Origin of the sequence: Pseudomonas furukawaii (assembly GCF_002355475.1) — a bacterium.
GTDB classification, from domain to species: Bacteria; Pseudomonadota; Gammaproteobacteria; order Pseudomonadales; family Pseudomonadaceae; genus Metapseudomonas; species Metapseudomonas furukawaii.
This window is the reverse complement of the sequence record NZ_AP014862.1, coordinates 402,420-420,867: the sequence shown is the minus strand read 5'-3', so window position 1 is coordinate 420,867 and position 18,448 is coordinate 402,420. Positions and strand designations below refer to the sequence as shown.

General features: G+C 67.7%; 14 protein-coding genes. 4 read left to right on the top strand and 10 right to left on the bottom strand.

Going from position 1 to position 18,448, the window contains the following annotated elements:
* Positions 1-138 precede the first annotated feature (138 nt).
* Positions 139-1,323: an EAL domain-containing response regulator gene (locus KF707C_RS01910; protein WP_003455381.1), complete on the top strand. Its 1,185-nt coding sequence runs from the start codon at positions 139-141 to the stop codon at positions 1,321-1,323.
* Here the strand turns inward: KF707C_RS01910 and KF707C_RS01905 are convergent.
* Positions 1,317-4,976: an ATP-binding protein gene (locus KF707C_RS01905; RefSeq protein ID WP_003455382.1), complete on the bottom strand. Its 3,660-nt coding sequence runs from the start codon at positions 4,974-4,976 to the stop codon at positions 1,317-1,319. The two genes, KF707C_RS01910 and KF707C_RS01905, sit on opposite strands and share 7 nt — an antisense overlap.
* A 449-nt stretch (positions 4,977-5,425) precedes the next feature.
* On the opposite strand from KF707C_RS01905, the gene KF707C_RS01900 reads away from it, so the two are divergent.
* Complete coding sequence (locus KF707C_RS01900; RefSeq protein ID WP_003455383.1) at positions 5,426-6,058, top strand: response regulator transcription factor; 633 nt, start codon at positions 5,426-5,428, stop codon at positions 6,056-6,058.
* Here the strand turns inward: KF707C_RS01900 and KF707C_RS01895 are convergent.
* The 5 genes from KF707C_RS01895 to choX all read right to left on the bottom strand — a co-directional run bounded on the left by KF707C_RS01895 (position 6,037) and on the right by choX (position 10,510).
* A complete protein-coding gene (locus KF707C_RS01895) occupies positions 6,037-7,002 on the bottom strand; it encodes an alpha/beta hydrolase (protein ID WP_003455384.1) in 966 nt (321 codons plus the stop codon). The genes KF707C_RS01900 and KF707C_RS01895 overlap by 22 nt on opposite strands.
* Before the next feature lie 11 nt (positions 7,003-7,013).
* Positions 7,014-7,490: a thioesterase family protein gene (locus KF707C_RS01890; RefSeq protein WP_003455385.1), complete on the bottom strand. Its 477-nt coding sequence runs from the start codon at positions 7,488-7,490 to the stop codon at positions 7,014-7,016.
* Positions 7,491-7,542: 52 nt separating this feature from the next.
* A complete protein-coding gene (locus KF707C_RS01885) occupies positions 7,543-8,508 on the bottom strand; it encodes an L-carnitine dehydrogenase (protein WP_003455386.1) in 966 nt (321 codons plus the stop codon).
* 102 nt (positions 8,509-8,610) lie between these two features.
* Positions 8,611-9,498: a BKACE family enzyme gene (locus tag KF707C_RS01880; protein WP_003455389.1), complete on the bottom strand. Its 888-nt coding sequence runs from the start codon at positions 9,496-9,498 to the stop codon at positions 8,611-8,613.
* A gap of 73 nt (positions 9,499-9,571) precedes the next feature.
* Entirely contained in the window at positions 9,572-10,510 is a 939-nt protein-coding gene (choX, locus tag KF707C_RS01875; RefSeq protein ID WP_003455391.1) for a choline ABC transporter substrate-binding protein, read from the bottom strand.
* Positions 10,511-10,733: 223 nt separating this feature from the next.
* Between choX and KF707C_RS01870 the strand changes: the two genes are divergently transcribed.
* The gene (locus tag KF707C_RS01870) at positions 10,734-11,702 is read left to right on the top strand and encodes a GlxA family transcriptional regulator (protein ID WP_003455393.1); all 969 of its coding nucleotides are present in this window, start codon (positions 10,734-10,736) and stop codon (positions 11,700-11,702) included.
* Positions 11,703-11,821: 119 nt separating this feature from the next.
* On the opposite strand, the gene KF707C_RS01865 is transcribed toward KF707C_RS01870, so the two are convergent.
* From KF707C_RS01865 to KF707C_RS01850, 4 genes are read right to left on the bottom strand one after another with little or no spacing between them, the layout of a single operon-like run.
* Positions 11,822-12,043, bottom strand: a complete 222-nt coding sequence (locus tag KF707C_RS01865; RefSeq protein WP_003455395.1) for a formate dehydrogenase subunit delta — start codon at positions 12,041-12,043, stop codon at positions 11,822-11,824.
* Positions 12,040-14,916 (bottom strand): formate dehydrogenase subunit alpha, encoded by a 2,877-nt coding sequence (gene fdhF / locus KF707C_RS01860; RefSeq protein WP_003455396.1) that lies wholly within the window; start codon positions 14,914-14,916, stop codon positions 12,040-12,042. The genes KF707C_RS01865 and fdhF overlap by 4 nt, the downstream gene beginning before the upstream one ends.
* Positions 14,913-16,469 carry a formate dehydrogenase beta subunit gene (locus KF707C_RS01855; RefSeq protein WP_003455398.1) on the bottom strand — a complete coding sequence of 519 codons (1,557 nt, stop codon included), beginning with the start codon at positions 16,467-16,469 and terminating at the stop codon, positions 14,913-14,915. The genes fdhF and KF707C_RS01855 overlap by 4 nt, the downstream gene beginning before the upstream one ends.
* Positions 16,463-16,945, bottom strand: a complete 483-nt coding sequence (locus tag KF707C_RS01850; RefSeq protein ID WP_003455399.1) for a formate dehydrogenase subunit gamma — start codon at positions 16,943-16,945, stop codon at positions 16,463-16,465. Before KF707C_RS01850 ends, KF707C_RS01855 begins: the two co-directional genes overlap by 7 nt.
* Positions 16,946-17,385: 440 nt before the next feature.
* On the opposite strand from KF707C_RS01850, the gene KF707C_RS01845 reads away from it, so the two are divergent.
* Positions 17,386-18,363 (top strand): dipeptidase, encoded by a 978-nt coding sequence (locus KF707C_RS01845; RefSeq protein WP_003455404.1) that lies wholly within the window; start codon positions 17,386-17,388, stop codon positions 18,361-18,363.
* Positions 18,364-18,448: the final 85 nt, after the last annotated feature.

The following is an 18,448-nucleotide window of genomic DNA, read 5'->3' as shown; positions in this document are numbered from 1 at the left end:
CGTCCAGTGTGGGGTGCGCGAATGTGACGGAGAACATCCGCCGATGAAATTTCCTACAAACCTTAAGGAAGGGTCGCCTAGCTGAGGCCAGTACCCCGGCGTAACGTGGCCGGCACTGCATATCCACCCCGAGCCCCCATGAAGAATTTAAGCATTCTGGTTCTGGAAGACGAACCCTTCCAGCGCCTGGTCGCCGTCACCGCCCTGCGCGAGCTGGGGCTGGGACAGATCCATGAAGCCGCCGAGGGCGCCGAGGCCCTGGATGTGCTGGCGACCTGCGGCGGGGTCGACATCGTGCTCTGCGACCTGCGGATGGCGGGCATGGACGGCCTGGCCTTCCTGCACCACGCCAGCCAGGGCGGCCTGGCTCGCTCGGTGATCCTCAGCAGTGGTGTCGATCCGGAACTGCGCCAGGCGACCCGGGCCCTGGTGGGCTGCCTGGGGCTGGAGTTCCTCGGCGACCTGGGCAAGCCCTTCGACATGCAGCGCGCCCGGCGGATGATCGAACGCCATGCACACCGGCAACCGGACGCCCCGTCCACGCCGCGGCAGCCGCCGACGCTGGAGGACATCCTGCGGGGGCTGGAGCAGGACGAGTTCGAGGCCTGGTTCCAGCCCAAGGTCCATCTGCGCAGCGGCGCGCTGGCGGGCGCGGAAGTCCTTGCCCGCTGGCGCCACCCCGAACGGGGCGTCCTGCTCCCCGGCCAGTTCCTGCCGCTCATGGAGTCCAGTGGGCTGATCGACCGGTTGTTCTGGCAAATCTTCAGGCAGGGGCTGGATCTGCAGCGCGAGCTGTCGGGCAGGGGGAGGCGGGTCAACCTCGCCTTCAACCTGGCACCCCGGCAACTGGAGGACCGGGAAATCGCCACCCGGGTCGGGCAGGCCCTGGAACAGACCGGCCTGCCGGGGGAAGGGCTGACCTTCGAGCTCACCGAGACGGGACTCCTGGAGGCGCCAGCGGCCAGCCTCGAGAGCCTGGTGCGCCTGCGGCTGATGGGGTGCGGCCTGGCCATGGACGACTTCGGCGCCGGCTACTCATCCCTCGATCGCCTCTGCGAACTGCCCTTCAGCCAGGTAAAGCTGGACAGCGCCTTCGTTCGCAAGCTGACGACCCAGCCCCGCACCGGCGCCATCATCAGCGGTGCGGTGGCCCTGGCCGAAGCGATGGACCTCAGCCTGGTGGTGGAAGGCGTGGAAACCACCGAGCAACGTGAGCGCCTGCTGGCCATGGGCTGCGATCTGGCCCAGGGCTTTCTCTTCGCCCGCCCGCTCGATCGGGAGGGCTTCCGCAACCTGCTGGCGACCGAGCGCCCGTCTCAGTGACCAGCGCCCTCCAGACGCGCCGTCAGGGCGGCATCCAGTTCCAGCATCGCCTGGCGTAAACCCTCTGCGGCACCCCGCATTTCGGACAACAGCGGCTCCGGCACCTTGCAGGCCCTCTCCAGGCGCATGCAGGCCTCGATCAGCGGTGCCGCCCTGATCACCCGGCCCGCCCCCTTGAGGCGATGGGCCAATTCCGACAGGGCGGCCGCGTCCCCCTGATCGACCAGGGCCTCCAGGGGCTCGAGATCCCGCCTGTTGGTTTCCAGCAGTTCGGCCAGCAGGTTGCGGATCAGTCCGGGGTCGCCACCGGTCAGGGGTGCCAGGGGCGTCAGGTCGAACAACGTCAGGGCGCCCTCCGCTCCGGGGGGAGGCGCGTCCGCCACCTCGGCGAGCGGCGCGCCGCCGCCCGACCCGCGCAGCCGGTCCTCCAGTACATCGAGGCCGATGGGCTTGACCAGGCAGTCGTCCATGCCGGCCAGGATGCCCCGATCCATTTCCTCCTGCTGGGCGTCGGCGGTGAGCCCGAGGATCAGGCTCGGTTCGCGCCCGGCCGTCCGCTCCACCTCGCGGATCGCACGGGCCAGGTCGGCACCGCTCATCCCGGGCATGTGGCAGTCGGTGATCACCGCGTCGAACGGGTCCTCCCGCCAGATGGACAGGGCATCGGCGCCCTGCTCCGCCTCAACCACCTCGTGCCCCAGGAAGCCCAGTTGCTGGCCGAGGATCTGCCGGTTGAGCGGGTGATCATCCACCACCAGCACCCGCAGGCGCCGCCGCTCGCCAGTTGGTGGCGGAGCGGTGCCGACCGCCTCGGGCACCGGGTCGAGCCGATGCAGGCGCAGTTCCACCAGCACCCGCGTGCCCTGGCCGGGCGTGCTGGACAGGCTCAGCCGGCCGCCCATCATTTCGCACAGCGAGCGGCTGATGACCAGGCCAAGACCCGCGCCCTCGCCTTGCTGGAAGCGCCTTTCAACCTGGGCGAAGGGTCGGAACAGGCGCTGCTGGTCCTCCGCCGAGATGCCGATGCCGGTGTCCTCCACACGGAGCAGGACCCTGAGCAGCCCCGGCTCCGGCTCGTCTCCCGCGATGCTCAGGCGAACGCTGCCCGCATCGGTGAACTTGATGGCGTTGCTCACCAGGTTGGACAGGATCTGCTTGAAACGCAGGCCGTCCACCAGGACATCGCCCTGGATGCCGGAGTCGATATCCAGCTCCAGGCTCAGGCGTTTCTGTCGCGCCAACCCGTCGAACACCCGCGCCACCGACTCCACCAGCTCCCGCAGGTTGGCGCGGCGTGGCGCCAGGCTCAGGCGACCGGATTCGATACGGGCGATATCGAGGATGTCGCCGATCAACTCCAGCAGACTGCGGGCGGAACCGTAGGCCACCTCGATGCTGGCGCGGTCGATGGGCTGGTCGGCGGCGCGCTTGAGGGCCAGCTCGAGGATGCCGATCACCGCGTTCATGGGGGTGCGGATTTCGTGGCTCATGGTGGCGAGGAAGGTGGTCTTGGCGCGGCTGGCGGCGTCCGCCAGGTTCTTCGCCTCCTCCAGCTCCTGCACCAGGCGGCGGTGCTCGGTGATGTCCAGCCAGCCGCAGATCACCCCCTTCACCTGGCCCTCGGAGTCCTGGAAGGGCTGGATCCAGTGATCGATCCAGAGGGTCCGTCCATCGAGGCGGATGACGTGGACACCCTGGATCATCCGCCCCTCGGCCATGGCCTGGAGGTAGAGGCGATGGAACTCGGGGGCCGCCTCGAAGCTTCCCGCCGGCAGCTCCGGGGCCGTGCGGCCACGAACCCGCTCCAGGGGCTGGCCGACGCTCTCCAGGTAGCTGCGGTTGCAGGACAGCAGGCGGCCTTCGACATCTCGCACATAGAGCGGCGGCGGCATGCTGTCGGTCAGGGTTTCGATGAAGCGCAGCTCGTCATTCAACTGCCGCTCGGCGGCCTGCCGGCGACGCACCTCCCGGCGCAGGCGCAGGACCCAGGCCAGCGCCAGCAACAGCAGCAGGGCGGCGACCAGGAGGATGCGCTGGATCAGGGTGCCGTAGTCCCGCCAGGTCTGCGGGCTCATGGCCGGCGTGCCGCGCCAGCGGTCGTAGAGGCCATTGAGCTCGTCGGGGCCGAGGCTGGCCAGGGTCCGGTCGAGGATGCCGTGCAGCTCGGTGTCCGCACGGGTCACGGCAAAGTTGGCGGTGGCGGGTTCTATCGGCGCCAGGGCCGCCACCGCCAGGCGATGGCGGAACAGGCGCACGCTGTAGTACTGCGCCACCGACATCGAAACCAGGGCGTAGTCCGCCTTGCCGGCGTCCACCAGATTGAGGGCATCGAGGGACGAGCCCGCCTCCTCCAGCGCCATGCCAGGGTAGGCGAGGCTCATCTCGTCCCGGGCGACGTGGCCCCGACCAAGGGCCAGCACCCCCGTGGCGCCGTCTTCCGGGGGCGCCGCCCGGCCATTGGCGTCGGCACGGCCCACCAGCACGAAGGGACTGCTGGAAATGGGGCGGGTGAAGCGCAACTGCTCTTCCCGGGGCTTGCTCGGTGTAAGGATGGCCAGTTCCGCATCGCCGGCGTTCAGGGCGTCGATCTGGCGGGCGAATCCGCCGGCACGGGAAATGGCCTCGAAGCGCAGCCCGGTACGCAAGGACACCTGTTCCAGCAGATCCGACACCATGCCGCGCAATTGCCCCTGGTCATCGAAGAAGGCGATGGGCGCCATGTCGTCGTCGATCACCAGACGCACGAGCGGATGACGCGTGACCCAGCGCGCCTCTTCCGGAGACAGCTGCAGCGGCTCGGGCGGCGGGGTCACGCTGCTGCCCACCCAGCGACGGGACAAAGCGTCCAGGCGCGTCCGGCCCAGGGTGCGGAGCGCCGCATCCAGACCATGGAGCAAGGGACGGTCGGCCTGGCGGACGATGAAGGAGATGCCCGGATCGGGGCCCTCGACGAAACGCTCGAAGCGCGCCAGCCCGTAGAAACCCCGGTTCAGCTGGTAGTAGACCGGGAGCAGGTCGCCCAACAGCAGGTCCGCCTGGCCGAAGGACACCGCGGCCAGGCCGGCGTCCACCGACTCGGCCATCCGGAGTCGCGCCCCCGGGTAGCGCTGGGCCAATGCGTCACTGTGGGCCGGCACCAGGGAGACGGTCAGGCCGTCGAGGTTCGCCGGCAGCGACCGCTGGTCGCCAGCCCGGCGAAACAGCGCCAGGCGATCCGTGGCGAAAGGCCGGCTGCGCGCCAGGCCCTCCCCCCACGCCCGTTCGCCATCACCGACGAACAGGTCGATCTCGCCCGCGTCGAGCGCCCGCCGCAGAGCGGACGGGTCGGCATAGGGGCGCAAACGGACCTGCATCCCGAGCAACTGCCCCACGAGGGCGATGGTGTCCGCGGCGATCCCCTGGTAGCCACCGTCGCGCTCGATGATCTCCAGCGGCGCCCGTCCTTCCGCCTGCACACCCAGCACCAGCTCGCGCTTGAGGCGCAGCCAGTGCCAGTCGGACTCGCTGATCTCCAGTTCCTGCTGATCGGCCACCTGCTGGCTGGCGAGGGTCAATACCGGCGACACCCTGTCGGCGCGAACCGGACTCAACGGGAACAGGGACAGAACCAGGAGCAGGACTCCGGGCAGGGTACGGGCAAGGGAGATTCGCAACGAAAGGATCGCCTGTGATGGATGCTGGGTGTTCAGAACATTAGTTGAAGGCGCAGGCCCTTGTTGAGTCTCGGGTTTTTCCCATCCAGGACCTACACATCCTGTAGGAAACGTCCTAAACGGCCAATCAGAAGAAACGCCCCGAATATACTGCCAGCGCTGCTCGCAGCCCCTTCGACCCGAAACTTTCGGACGAATGAGAACGCAGGTTTCAACACTCGAAGGACGCCAGCATGACGCAGTGGGAATCGCTCGATAGAAGACTTTTCGATTCCGAGCAGCATCCCAACGACAACCGAATCGATCCGGCAGCCTCCGAAAGAGGGGCGCACCCGCCGGATGGAAACGGACAACCCTGACCGACAACCCGAAGCTCCCAACGGAATATTTCAAAGGGCTTGCGTGCCCCTCCGTACTCATTGGGAACCCTCGTCAAGGAGAACCTCTGGATGAGTAAGGTATTGCTGATCGATAACCAGTCGATGACCCGTTTCGCGACTCGCGTATTGCTTGAAAGAGAAGACTACGAAGTCGCCGGCGAGACCGATAGCGGCGTCGAGGGACTGAGCCTGGCCCGCTCGCTGCGGCCCGACCTGGTCATCCTCGATATCGCCATCCCGAAACTCGATGGACTGGAAGTCCTCGGTCGACTGAGCGCCATGGACTCGAACCTCAAGCTGCTGGTGCTGACCTCACTGCCCGCTTCGCTCTACGCCAACCGCTGCCTGCAGGCGGGCGCCACCGGCTACCTGTCCAAGCAGGAGCCTGCGGTGAGCCTGATCTCCGCCGTGCGCTCGGTGCTCTCCGGCTACAGCCTGTTCCCCAGCACCGTGTACCTGCCAGTCAGTAACCAGCCGGGCGAGCGAAACGACAACCAGTTGCTGGACAGCCTGTCGGACCGGGAGCTGGCCGTGCTGCAGAACCTGGCCAGCGGCAAGAACAACAAGGAGATCGCCGAGCAGCTGTTCATCAGCCACAAGACGGTAAGCACCTACAAATCCCGCCTGATGGACAAACTGAAGACCCGCAACCAGGTGGACCTGATCGACTTCGCCCGGCGCTACGCGCTGCCCACCACCTGATCCACCCCGCGCGGCAGGCGCAGGGTTCGGGAGAACCATGCCTGGAGACGGAGGACGAGCAGGTCCACCTCGGGGACCTGCCCGAGCCCCCGCAAGCAGCCATGCACCAGGCCCTCGCCGGCATGGAACTCCAGGGGTATGCCGTCTGCCCGCAGCCGTCGCGCGTAGTGGATGCCATCGTCGCGCAGCGGATCGAACTCGGCCACCGCGACGAAGGCATCCGGCAGCCCCCGGAGATCGGCAGCCGCCAGGGGGGACGCCAGCGGGGAGCGACGCGTCGACGGAGTCGGAAGGTAGGCGGCGATGCAGGCCGCCAGGTCCTCCCCGCTGAGCAAGGGGGCATCCGCCAGGTTCCGGTGCGAGGACAGCGGCTCGGCGCTGAGCGCGGGATAGACCAGGGCCTGGGCGCAAGGCAGCGGACCGCCCGAGTCGCGTAATGCCAGGCAGAGCGCGGCGGCCAGGTTGCCACCGGCGCTGTCCCCCATCACCGCCATGCGATCGCCGTCCAGCGCCAGCTCCATCGTCTTCGAGCCCAGCGCACGCCACGCCTCCAGACAATCCTCCAGGGGCGCGGGGAAGGGATGCTCCGGTGCCAGCCGGTAATCCACCGCCACCAGGGCCAGGGGCAGCCGCGCGGCCAGGTGGTCGCAGAGAAAGGCATGGGACTCGAGCCCACCGAGCATCCAGCCGCCACCGTGAATGAACAGCACCACCGGCCAGCCCGCCGCCGGCGCCGTCCCCCTGGGCCTGTACAGGCGGACCGGCACCGAGCCCAGGCGGAGATCCCGCCACTCGACCCCGGGCGCCCGGGGTGGCGTGAAGGCGTGGCAGAGCGCATCGTAGGCCGCCCGCTGCGCAGCGATATCCGCCCCCGCAGCCGCGAAGGACTGGCAACGGACGACGAATTCGGCCATGGCCGGCGACAAGGGATAGCGGGCGGACATGGCGCGCCACCTCAACGCCGGGGTAGCGCCATTACCCGCCCGACATGAACCGGCCGCGGAAGCCCGTCATGCTCGGAAACGACGCCACGGACGCGCTCGGCCACCGCCTCGGCGAAGGGGGCCGAGCGCCCCGCTTCGCTGTCGATGTTCATCAGCATCTGCTCGCTGGCGGCCAGGGCTTCGGCCTGGCCGGGGTAATGCAGGCTGTGATGGATGTGCAGGCGCTTGGCATCCGCCCCCAGCAACTGGGTGCGCACTTCCACCTCGGCCCCCAGCTTCACCTCCGCCAGGTAGTTCAGGTGGCACTCCAGGGTATAGAGGGTGTGGCCGGTCTGTGCGCGACCCGCCTCGTCGAGGCCGATCACCTCCATCAGTGCATCCGTCCCGTAGCTGAAGATCAGCAGGTAGAACGCATCGCGCAGGTGGCCGTTGTAGTCGACCCACTCGGCCGGAATGGTGGTGCGATAGGTGGTCAGGGCGCTGCTCATGCGAGGCTCCATTCGGAAAACTGTGATAAGGACGATCGTCGATCCCGCCGCATCAGTCCGCGAAAGCGAACCCGTGGCGGGCCTTGGTCGACTTGATGGCCCCGAGCACCGCCAGCAGGCAATCGTCGCGGTAGCGCTCCAGCTCGGCAATGCTGCGCTCGCCCTGCTGATCGGCGGTGCCCTCCACCACCCGGTCGATCAGGCTTTCGGTCAGCTCAGGCGCCGGCAGGTAGGTCCAGGGCAGTTTCAGCGCCGGGCCGAACTGGGCCATGAAGTGGCGCATCCCCGCATTGCCGCCCGCCAGGGTGTAGGTGAGGAAGCTGCCCATGAAAGACCAGCGCAACCCCGCGCCGAAGCGGATGGCGTCGTCGATCTCGCCGGTGCTGGCCACGCCGTCGTTGACCAGGTGCAGCGCCTCCCGCCAGAGCGCTTCCAGCAGGCGGTCGGCGATGAAACCGGGCACCTCCTTGCGCACATGCAGCGGGCGCATGCCCAGCGCGGTGTAGACCTCGATGGCCGCCTGCACCGCCTCGGACGCGGTCTTTTCACCACCCACCACTTCCACCAGCGGCAGCAGGTACACCGGGTTGAAGGGATGCCCCACCACGCAGCGTTCCGGATGCACCGCGTCGGCGTAGAACTCGCTGGGCAGCAGCCCCGAGGTGCTGGAGCCGATGATCACGTCGGGACGCGCCGCCGCGCTGATCTTCGCGTGCAGGTCGAGCTTGAGGTCGAGGCGCTCCGGCGCGCTTTCCTGGATGAAGTCGGCGTCGCGCACGCATTCCTCGATGGTCTCGACGAAGCGCAGCCGATCCTGGGAGGCGCCGGGGGCGAGCCCCTGCTTCTCCAGGGCTGGCCAGGCATTGGCGATGCGCGCACGCAAGGCCGCCTCGGCGCCGGGGGCCGGGTCCCAGGCGATGACGTCGAGGCCGTGGGCCAGGGCGCGGGCGACCCAGCCGCTGCCGATGACGCCGCTGCCGAGGGCGGCGAAGGTCTTGATCCGGGTGACGAAGGACATGCTGGACTCCTGGTTCTGTAGCCCGGATGCAATCCGGGAAATGGCATCGAATTCGCTCCCGGAGTTCATCCGGGCTACCTCTCTACGGTCGTATGGCCGGGTTCAACCACGGCGCTTGAGCTTCATCTTCTCGCGGCCCTCGGCGGGGGTGAGGGCGCGACCGCCGAGGCGCTCGATGATCTCGATGGCGCGTTCCACCAATTGGCCGTTGCTGGCATGCACGCCCCGGTCGAGCCAGATGTTGTCCTCCAGGCCGACCCGCACGTTGCCACCCAGCAGCATCGCCTGGGCCACCATGGGCATCTGCATGCGGCCGATGCCGAAGCCCGCCCAGGTGACGCCGGGCGGCAGGTTGTCGGCCATGGCCTTCATGGTGGTGGTATCCGCCGGAGCGCCCCACGGAATCCCCAGGCAGATCTGGATCAGCGGGTCCTCCAGCAGGCCTTCCTTGAGCATCTGCTTGGCGAACCAGAGATGACCGGTGTCGAAGATCTCCAGTTCGGCCTTCACGCCCAGCTCGGTGATGCGCCTGGCGCCTGCCCGCAGCTGGGCCGGGGTGGAGACGTAGATGAAGTCGCCATCGCCGAAGTTCAGGGTGCCGCAGTCCAGGGTGCAGATTTCCGGCAACAGCGCCTCCACATGGGCCAGGCGTTCCAGCGGCCCCACCAGGTCGGTGCCGGTGCCGAATTCCAGGGGCTGCTCGCCCTTGCCGATCTCCAGATCCCCGCCCATGCCGGCGGTGAGGTTGATGATGATGTCGGTGTCGCTCTCGCGGATGCGCTCCACCAGCTCGCGGTACAGCGCCACGTCGCGGCTGGGCTTGCCCGTCCTGGGGTCGCGCACATGGCAGTGGGCGACGGTGGCGCCCGCCTTGGCGGCTTCGATGGCGGCGGCGGCGATCTCCTTGGGGGTGACGGGAATGGCGGGGTGCTTGCCGACGGTATCGCCGGCGCCGGTGACGGCACAGGTGACTATGACTTCATGGTTCACGGTGGATTCATCCTAAGGCGAGGCGATCGGAAACCCTGCGCGGGCGAACCCGCGCAGGGGAGGTTGCGATGATTCACTTCAGCGAGGCGAGGGCGCTGTCGATGCCGCTCCTGCCATCGAAGGTGGTCACCCCGGCGAGCCAGCCCTTGACCACGTCGGGGTTGGCCTTGAGCCATTCGCGGGCGACCTTGGCCGCAGGCTGGCGCTCCATGATCGGCTGCATCAGCTGGGCCTCCTGCTCACTGGTGAAGCGCAGGTTGGCCAGCAGACGGTCGGCGTTGGGGCAGCGCTGGGCGAAGTCGGTGGCGGTGACATTGGTGACGGTGGCGGCACCGTCGTCCGGGCCGAACAGATCCTGGCTGCCGGTCAGGTAGGTGATGGGCATCTGGATATTCATCGGATGGGGTTTCCAGCCCCAGAAGATGATGGGTTTCTGGTTCCGCACCGCGCGGGAGACGGCGGAGAGCATGCCGGCCTCGCTGGACTCCACCAGCTTGAAGTCGCCGAGGCCGAAGCGGTTCTCGTCGATCATCTTCTGGATATTGGTATTGGCCGCCGTTCCCGGCTCGATACCGTAGATCTTGCCGTCCAGCTGGTCCTTGAATCGGGCGATGTCCTCGAAGGAGCGCAATCCCTGCTCCGCCGCGTAGCTGGGAACCGCGAGCATGGCCGTGGCATCGGCCAGCGAGGGGGTGGCAGCCACCTTGACCGAACCGCTCTGGACGAAAGGCCTGATGTTGTCGTCCATCAGCGGCCGCCAGTAGCCGAGGAAGGCATCGATCTGCTTCTTCTGGATGCCCGCGAAGACGATCTGCTGCGACGCCTGGGTCTGGGTGGTCTGGTAGCCGAGGCTGGCGAGCAGCTCGGAGGCGACCGCGGTGGTGGCGACCACATCGGTCCAGCCCACGGTGCCGAGACGGATCTTCTGGCAACTGGCGTCATCGGCGGCGAGCGCGGCGGAAGTGGACAAGGCGAGTAAACAGCATCCAGCGAATAGGTTGAGACGGTTCATTGATGCTCCCCTGCAGCCAAACGGTTCATGTACTTGTTGTGCAGGAGCCGGGGACGGCTCCTCCCGTGTTCGGGTTCCACGACACCCGATGGGACTCACGTTACGCAGTGCGGAAGGCGTCGATTCGAACCAGAGCGACACTTTGTTGAACTGGAGCGACCTCCTTGCTTGCGTGGGCGAACGGCAAGGCGTTTAGTGCCCTGAACCACCACGGATCGCCACCATGTCCCAGACCTTCAGCTTCCTCCTGTTGCCGGGCTTCTCCATGATCGGCCTGATGTCGGCGGTGGAACCCCTGCGGGTAGCCAACCGTTTCCGTGGCGGCTTGTACCACTGGCGGCTGCTGAGCCTGGACGGCGGCCCCGTGCAGGGCAGCAACGGCATGTCGCTGAATGTGGAGGGCGGCCTGGACGCACCGGCAACGGGCGAGTGCCTGCTGGTGGTGGCGGGATTCGAGCCGCTGGCCTGCTTCGGCCCACGCCTGTCCCACTGGCTCAACCGGGCTGACGCCGATGGCCTGCGCCTGGGCGGCATCGACACCGGCAGCTTCGTGCTGGCCGAGGCGGAGCTGTTCACGCGGCAAAGGCTGACCCTGCACTGGGAGGCCATCGAAGCCTTCCGCGAACGCTACCCGACCCTCAGCGTCACCCAGGAGCTCTTCGAGATCGACGGGCGCCGCATCACCAGCGCCGGCGGCACCGCCAGCCTCGACCTGATGCTGACCCTGATGGCCCGCCAGCACGGCGAGGCCCTGGCGCTGCAAGTGTCGGAACAGTTCGTGCTGGGACGCATCCGCACCCACCAGGACCATCAGCGGATGCAGATCGCCAGCCGCTTCAATGTCCACAACAGGAAGCTGGTGCAGGTCATCGGCGAGATGGAGCGCCACAGCGAAACACCCCTGACCACCCAGGCCCTGGCCGAGCGGGTGGGCGTGACGCCACGCCAGCTGGAGCGGCTGTTCCGCCTGCACCTCGATGAAACGCCGACCGGCTTCTACCTCGGCCTGCGCCTGGAGAAGGCCCGGCAACTGCTGCGCCAGACCGACATGGCGGTGCTGGAGATCGCCCTGGCCTGCGGCTTCGAGTCCTCCAGCTACTTCTCGCGCTGCTACCGCAGCCGCTTCGCTACGACCCCGAGCCGCGACCGGCACGAGCACCCCGATCAGGAGTCCGGCCAGGACGCCGGTTGATGGGCATCGCTGCGCTCAGCGCCATCCCAGGGTGCTGCTTGCGTGGCCAAAGGCAGCCGGGATGTGCGTGTAGGAGCGAATTCATTCGCGAAAGGGCGGCAACGCCGCCCCTTGCCGCGTTACACCGCCCTGCCCTGCTCCGCCAGGGCCGCCTGCACCAGGGGATGCAGGCATTCGCCGTGGTGCTCCACCTGCCAGGCCATCAGTTCGATGCGCATCGCCGGTGTCCAGAAGCTCTGCAGGTGTTGCTGCACGCCCTTGACCGCCTGCTCCCGGTCAGGCTCGGTGGCGAAGAACTGGGCGATCTGGTTGGCCATCTTGATCAGGTTGTCGGTGCTCATCGGCGTACCTCGGCTCTTTCGGTCCTGCGACGCTCCATGAGGAGTCGACGCTGCTCGTCACTGAACGCCTGATAGCGTTTCTGCCATTCGGAGGGCTGGAATACCTTGGTCACCTCCACTGCCGTGACCTTGTATTCCGGGCAGTTGGTGGCCCAGTCGGAGTTGTCGGTGGTGATGACGTTGGCGCCCGACTCGGGGAAGTGGAAGGTGGTGTAGACCACCCCGGGCGCCACCCGCTCGCTGACCTTCGCGCGCAGCACGGTCTGCCCGGCTCGGCTGCCCACGCCTACCCAGTCGCCGTCGTGGATACCCCGGCTCTCGGCGTCGGTGGGGTGGATTTCCAACCGGTCCTCCTCGTGCCAGGCGACGTTGTCGGTGCGACGGGTCTGGGCGCCGACGTTGTACTGGCTGAGGATGCGCCCGGTGGTCAGCAGCAGCGGGTAGCGGCTGTTCACCTTCTCCTCGGTGGGCACGTAGCCGGTCAGCATGAAGCGCCCCTTGCCGCGCACGAATTCCTCGATGTGCATGGTCGGGGTGCCGTCCGGCGCGGCCTCGTTGCAGGGCCACTGCAGGCTGCCGTGGCGATCCAGTTCGGCGTAGCTGACGCGGGTGAAGGTGGGCGTCAGACGGGCGATCTCGTCCATGATCTCGGACGGATGCTTGTAGTCCATCCTGTAGCCGAGGGCGTTGGCCAGCAGTTGGGTGGCTTCCCAGTCGGCCTTGCCGCCCAGGGGCTCCATCACCTTGCGCACGCGGGAGATGCGCCGCTCGGCGTTGGTGAAGGTGCCGTCCTTCTCCAGGAAGGAGCTGCCCGGCAGGAACACGTGGGCGAACTTGGCGGTTTCGTTGAGGAAGATGTCCTGCACCACCACGCACTCCATGGCCGACAGCGCGGCCGTCACATGCTGGGTGTTGGGATCGCTCTGGGCGATGTCCTCGCCCTGGCAGTAGAGCGCCTTGAAGGTACCGCCCAGGGCCGCCTCGAACATGTTGGGGATGCGCAGGCCCGGGTCCGGCTGCAGGGTCACGCCCCAGGCCTGCTCGAACTGGGCGCGCACGCTGTCGTTGGAGACATGGCGGTAGCCCGGCAGCTCATGGGGGAAGGAGCCCATGTCGCAGGAGCCCTGGACGTTGTTCTGGCCCCTCAGCGGGTTCACCCCGACGCCTTCGCGGCCGATGTTGCCGGTGACCATGGCAAGGTTGGCGATGCCCATCACCGCGGTGCTGCCCTGGCTGTGCTCGGTGACCCCGAGCCCGTAGTAGATGGCCGCGTTGCCGCCGGTGGCGTAGAGCCGGGCGGCGGCGCGGATGTCGTCAGGCGCCACCCCACAGATCGGCCCCAGGGCTTCCGGGGAGTTCTCCGGCTTGCCGACGAAGTCGCGCCAGCGGGCGAAGTCGGCCGACTCGCAGCGGGCGTCCACGAAGTCCTGATTCACCAGGCCCTCGGTGACTATCACGTGGGCCAGCGCGTTGAGCATGGCCACGTTGGTGCCGGGACGCAGCGCCAGGTGATGCTCGGCGCGGGCATGGGGCGAATCCACCAGGTCGATGCGGCGCGGGTCGATGACGATCAGCCGGGCGCCCTGGCGCAACCGGCGCTTGAGCTGGGAGCCGAACACCGGGTGGGCATCGGTGGGGTTGGCGCCGATCACCAGGATGACGTCGGCCTGCATCACCGAGTCGAAGCTCTGGGTCCCTGCGGACTCGCCCAGGGTCTGCTTGAGGCCGTAGCCGGTAGGCGAGTGGCAGACGCGGGCGCAGGTGTCGACGTTGTTGTTGCCGAAGCCGGCACGCACCAGCTTCTGCACCAGGTAGGTCTCCTCGTTGGTGCAGCGGCTGGAGGTGATGCCGCCGATGGAATCGCGCCCGTACTTGAGCTGGATGCGGCGGAATTCACTGGCCGCATAGGTCACCGCCTCGTCCCAGCTGACTTCCTGCCAGGGGTCGGTGATGTGCTTGCGGATCATCGGTTTGGTGATGCGGTCCGGGTGGGTGGCGTAGCCAAAGGCGAAACGGCCCTTGACGCAGGAGTGGCCGTGGTTGGCCTGGCCGTTCTTGTCCGGGACCATGCGCACCAACTCGTTGCCCTTCATCTCGGCGCGGAATGAGCAGCCCACACCGCAGTATGCGCAGGTGGTGATGACGCTGCGCTCCGGCTGACCCATCTCCACCACGCTTTTCTCCATCAGCGTGGCGGTGGGGCAGGCCTGCACGCAGGCGCCGCAGGAGACGCATTCGGAGTCGAGGAAGTTATCCCCACCGGCCGCCGCCACACGGGAGTCGAAGCCGCGCCCTTCGATGGTCAGGGCGAAGGTGCCCTGGGTTTCCTCGCAGGCCCGCACGCAGCGGTTGCAGACGATGCACTTGCTCGGGTCGTAGTCGAAGTAGGGGTTGGAGACGTCCTTCTCTTCATCCAGGTGGTTGGCGCCGTCGTAGCCGTAGCGCACTTCCCGCAGGCCCACCTGGCCGGCCACGGTCTGCAGTTCGCAGTTGCCGTTGGCGGAACAGGTCAGGCAGTCCAGCGGGTGGTCGGAGATGTACAGCTCCATGACGTTGCGGCGCAGGGTGGCGAGCTTGGGCGTCTGGGTATGGACCACCATGCCTTCGCTCACCGGCGTGGTGCAGGAGGCCGGGTAGCCGCGCATGCCGTCGATTTCCACCAGGCACATGCGGCAGGAGCCGAAGGCCTCCAGGCTGTCGGTGGCGCAGAGCTTGGGGATGGTGGTGCCGAGCAGCGCCGCTGCACGCATCACCGAGGTGCCGGCGGGAACGCTGATCTCGCGTCCGTCGATGCTCAGGCTGACCTGCACCTCGCTCTCGCGGGCGGGCGTGCCCAGGTCGATGTCGCTGGCGGGGTCGAAGAGGTTGATCATTGGTCGGCCTCCGAGGTCTCCAGACCGAAGTCGGCGGGGAAATGCTTGAGTGCGCTGGTCACCGGGTAGGCGGTCATGCCGCCCAGGGCGCAGAGCGAGCCATAGGTCAGGGTGTCGCAGAGGTCCTTGAGCAGGATCACCTGCTCGTCCCGCGCGGCGGCATCGGGCGCCGCCAGCAGGCGGTCCACCACTTCCACGCCCCGGGTCGAGCCGATCCGGCAGGGCGTGCACTTGCCGCAGGATTCCTCGGCACAGAACTGCAGGGCGAAGCGCGCCATCTGCGCCATGTCGAGGCTGTCGTCAGCCACCACCACACCGCCGTGGCCGAGCATCGCGCCCATGGCGGCGAAGGCCTCGTAGTCCAGCGGGGTGTCGAACTGCGACGGTGGCACCCAGGCGCCCAACGGCCCGCCCACCTGGGCGGCCTTGAGCGGCCGGCCACTGGCCGTTCCGCCGCCGTAGCCTTCCACCAGCTCCCGCAGGGTCAGGCCGAAGGCCCGCTCCACCAGGCCGCCGTGGCGCACGTTGCCGGCCAGCTGGAAGGGCATGGTGCCCAGGGAGCGGCCCATGCCGAAGTCGCGGTAGAACTGCGCGCCACGGGCGAGGATCGTCGGCACCGAGGTCAGGGTGAGCACGTTGTGCACCAGGGTCGGCTGGCCGAACAGGCCCTGCAGCGCCGGCAGCGGTGGCTTGGCGCGGACCACGCCGCGCTTGCCTTCGAGGGAGTCCAGCAGCGCGGTTTCCTCGCCGCAGATGTAGGCGCCGGCGCCCACGCGCACCTCCAGGTCGAAGGCGCGGCCACTACCGGCCACATCGCCGCCGAGGTAACCGGCTTCGCGCGCGATCTCCAGCGCCGCGCGCAGGGTCTGCACAGCCTGCGGGTACTCCGAGCGCACGTAGATGTAGCCCAGGGTCGCGCCAACGGCGAGGCCGGCGATGGTCATGCCCTCGATCAGCAGGAAGGGGTCGCCTTCCATCTGCATGCGGTCGGCGAAGGTGCCGGAGTCGCCTTCGTCGGCGTTGCACACCACGTATTTCTGTTCAGCGACGGCCCCGCGCACGGTGCGCCACTTGATACCGGCCGGGAAGGCCGCACCGCCCCGGCCACGCAGACCGGAGTCCAGCACGGCGGCGACGATCTCATCACCGCTCAGGGCAATGGCGCGCGCCAGGCCTTCGTAGCCGCCATGGGCCCGATAGTCCTCAAGGGAAAGCGGCCGGGTGATGCCGGCGCGGGCGAAGAGCAGGCGTTGCTGGCTCTTCAGGTAGGGAATCTCTTCCACCGCCCCCAGTGCCAGGGGGTGGACGCCCTCTCCGGCCAGGGCATCCAGCAGGGACGGCACGTCCTCCGGCGTCACGGGGCCGAAGCCGAGCCGGCCGTCGGGGCCGTCCAGTTCCAGCAGCGGTTCCAGCCAGTAGAGCCCACGGGAACTGGTGCGCATGACCTCGACGTCGAGACGCCGACGACCGGCTTCGGCCACCAGCGCCTCGGCCACCGCATCGGCGCCCACGGCGCGGGCCACTGAATCACAGGGGATGCACAGCCTCAGCATGACCCGTCCTCCAGGCAACCCTCCAGCAACGCCTGCAGGCGCTCCGGGGTGACGCGCGCATGCACGCGACCATCCAGTTCGAGGGCCGGCGAGCAGGCGCAGGCCCCAAGGCAATAGACGGGCCGCAGGCTGATCCGTCCATCGGCGCTGGTGCCATGGTCGTCCAGTTGCAGGTGATCCCGCAGCTGCGCGGCCAGGGACTCCGCGCCCAGGCTCTGGCAGGACTCCGCGCGGCACAGGCGCAGGGTATGGCGCGCCGGCGGCGTGGTGCGGAAGTCGTGGTAGAAGCTGATCACCCCGCGCACCTCGGCCAGGCTGAGGTTGAGGGCATGGGCGATTTCAGGGACGGCGACATCGGGGATGTACCCGGCGCCGTCCTGGATGGCGTGGAGGATCGGCAGGAGGGCGCCGGGGGCGTCCTTCTCGCGTTCCAGCACGCGCTGGACAAGCGGCAGGTGAAGCGACTCATCAGGCATACAGCGTTCCTCTGCTTCGCAGGCCGGACACTGGCGGTCCGGCCCTGGAGGTCTTGGCGGCGGTCCCGCCACGTCACGGCGCGTGGCCCGGGGATGTCGCCCTGGCGCCCCGGCCGGGCGTCTGCGCGCGGGTCCGGGGCATTAGGGGAGCTTGCCATCGTCGTCATTCGGAAATTTCATCCCAGCGACCCTTCGCATCCTGAAACCGACCTTGGGTGATGGGGCTTCCCCTTCCTTCTTTATAGGCGGTCGAAGCAGGAAACTGGTAAGGGACGGACCTGTGGATCTCCTTCCGAACCGGACTTGCCCATCCGCGACCGGCTTGACGCTTTCGGCAATACCCCGGTCGCTTTTGCGCGATGCCGCCGAATCCCCCGGGGATATGCTCCCCTCAAAGCGCCGGCAGACGATTCGGCGCGTGGATAACAGGGGACAGCCTGATGAGCCCAGCCGAACTGCACGCCGACAGCATCGTCATCGACGGTCTGATCATCGCCAAATGGAACCGCGAACTCTTCGAGGACATGCGCAAGGGGGGCCTGACCGCCGCCAACTGCACCGTGTCCGTTTGGGAAGGTTTCCAGGCCACGGTGAACAACATCACCGCCAGCAACAAGCTGATCCGCGAGAACAGCGACCTGGTGATCCCGGTGCGCACCACCGCCGACATCCGCAAGGCCAAGGAGCAGGGCAAGACCGGCATCCTCTACGGATTCCAGAACGCCCACGCGTTCGAGGACCAGATCGGCTACGTGGAGGTGTTCAAGCAGCTCGGCGTGGGCATCGTGCAGATGTGCTACAACACCCAGAACCTGGTCGGCACCGGCTGCTACGAGCGTGACGGCGGCCTCTCCGGCTTCGGTCGCGAGATCGTCGCCGAGATGAACCGCGTCGGCATCATGTGCGACCTGTCCCACGTCGGCTCCAAGACGTCCGAAGAAGTCATCCTCGAATCCAAGAAGCCGGTCTGCTACTCCCACTGCCTGCCGTCCGGCCTGAAGGAACACCCGCGCAACAAGTCCGACGAAGAGCTGAAGTTCATCGCCGACCACGGCGGCTTCGTCGGCGTGACCATGTTCGCGCCCTTCCTGGCCAAGGGCATCGACTCCACCATCGACGACTACGCCGAAGCCATCGAATACGTGATGAACATCGTCGGCGAGGACGCCATCGGCATCGGCACCGACTTCACCCAGGGCCACGGCAAGGACTTCTTCGAGTGGCTGACCCACGACAAGGGTTACGCCCGCCGCCTGACCAACTTCGGCAAGATCGTGAACCCCCTGGGCATCCGCACCGTGGGCGAGTTCCCCAACCTGACCGAGACCCTGCTGAAACGCGGCATGCCCGAGCGCACCGTGCGCAAGGTCATGGGCGAGAACTGGGTAAGGGTCCTGAAGGACGTCTGGGGCGAGTGATCGCTCCGCTCCCCTCTCCCTCTGGGAGAGGGGCCTGGGGGTGAGGGCCATGGCCCCGAGCCCCGTATCAACCCTCACCCCAACC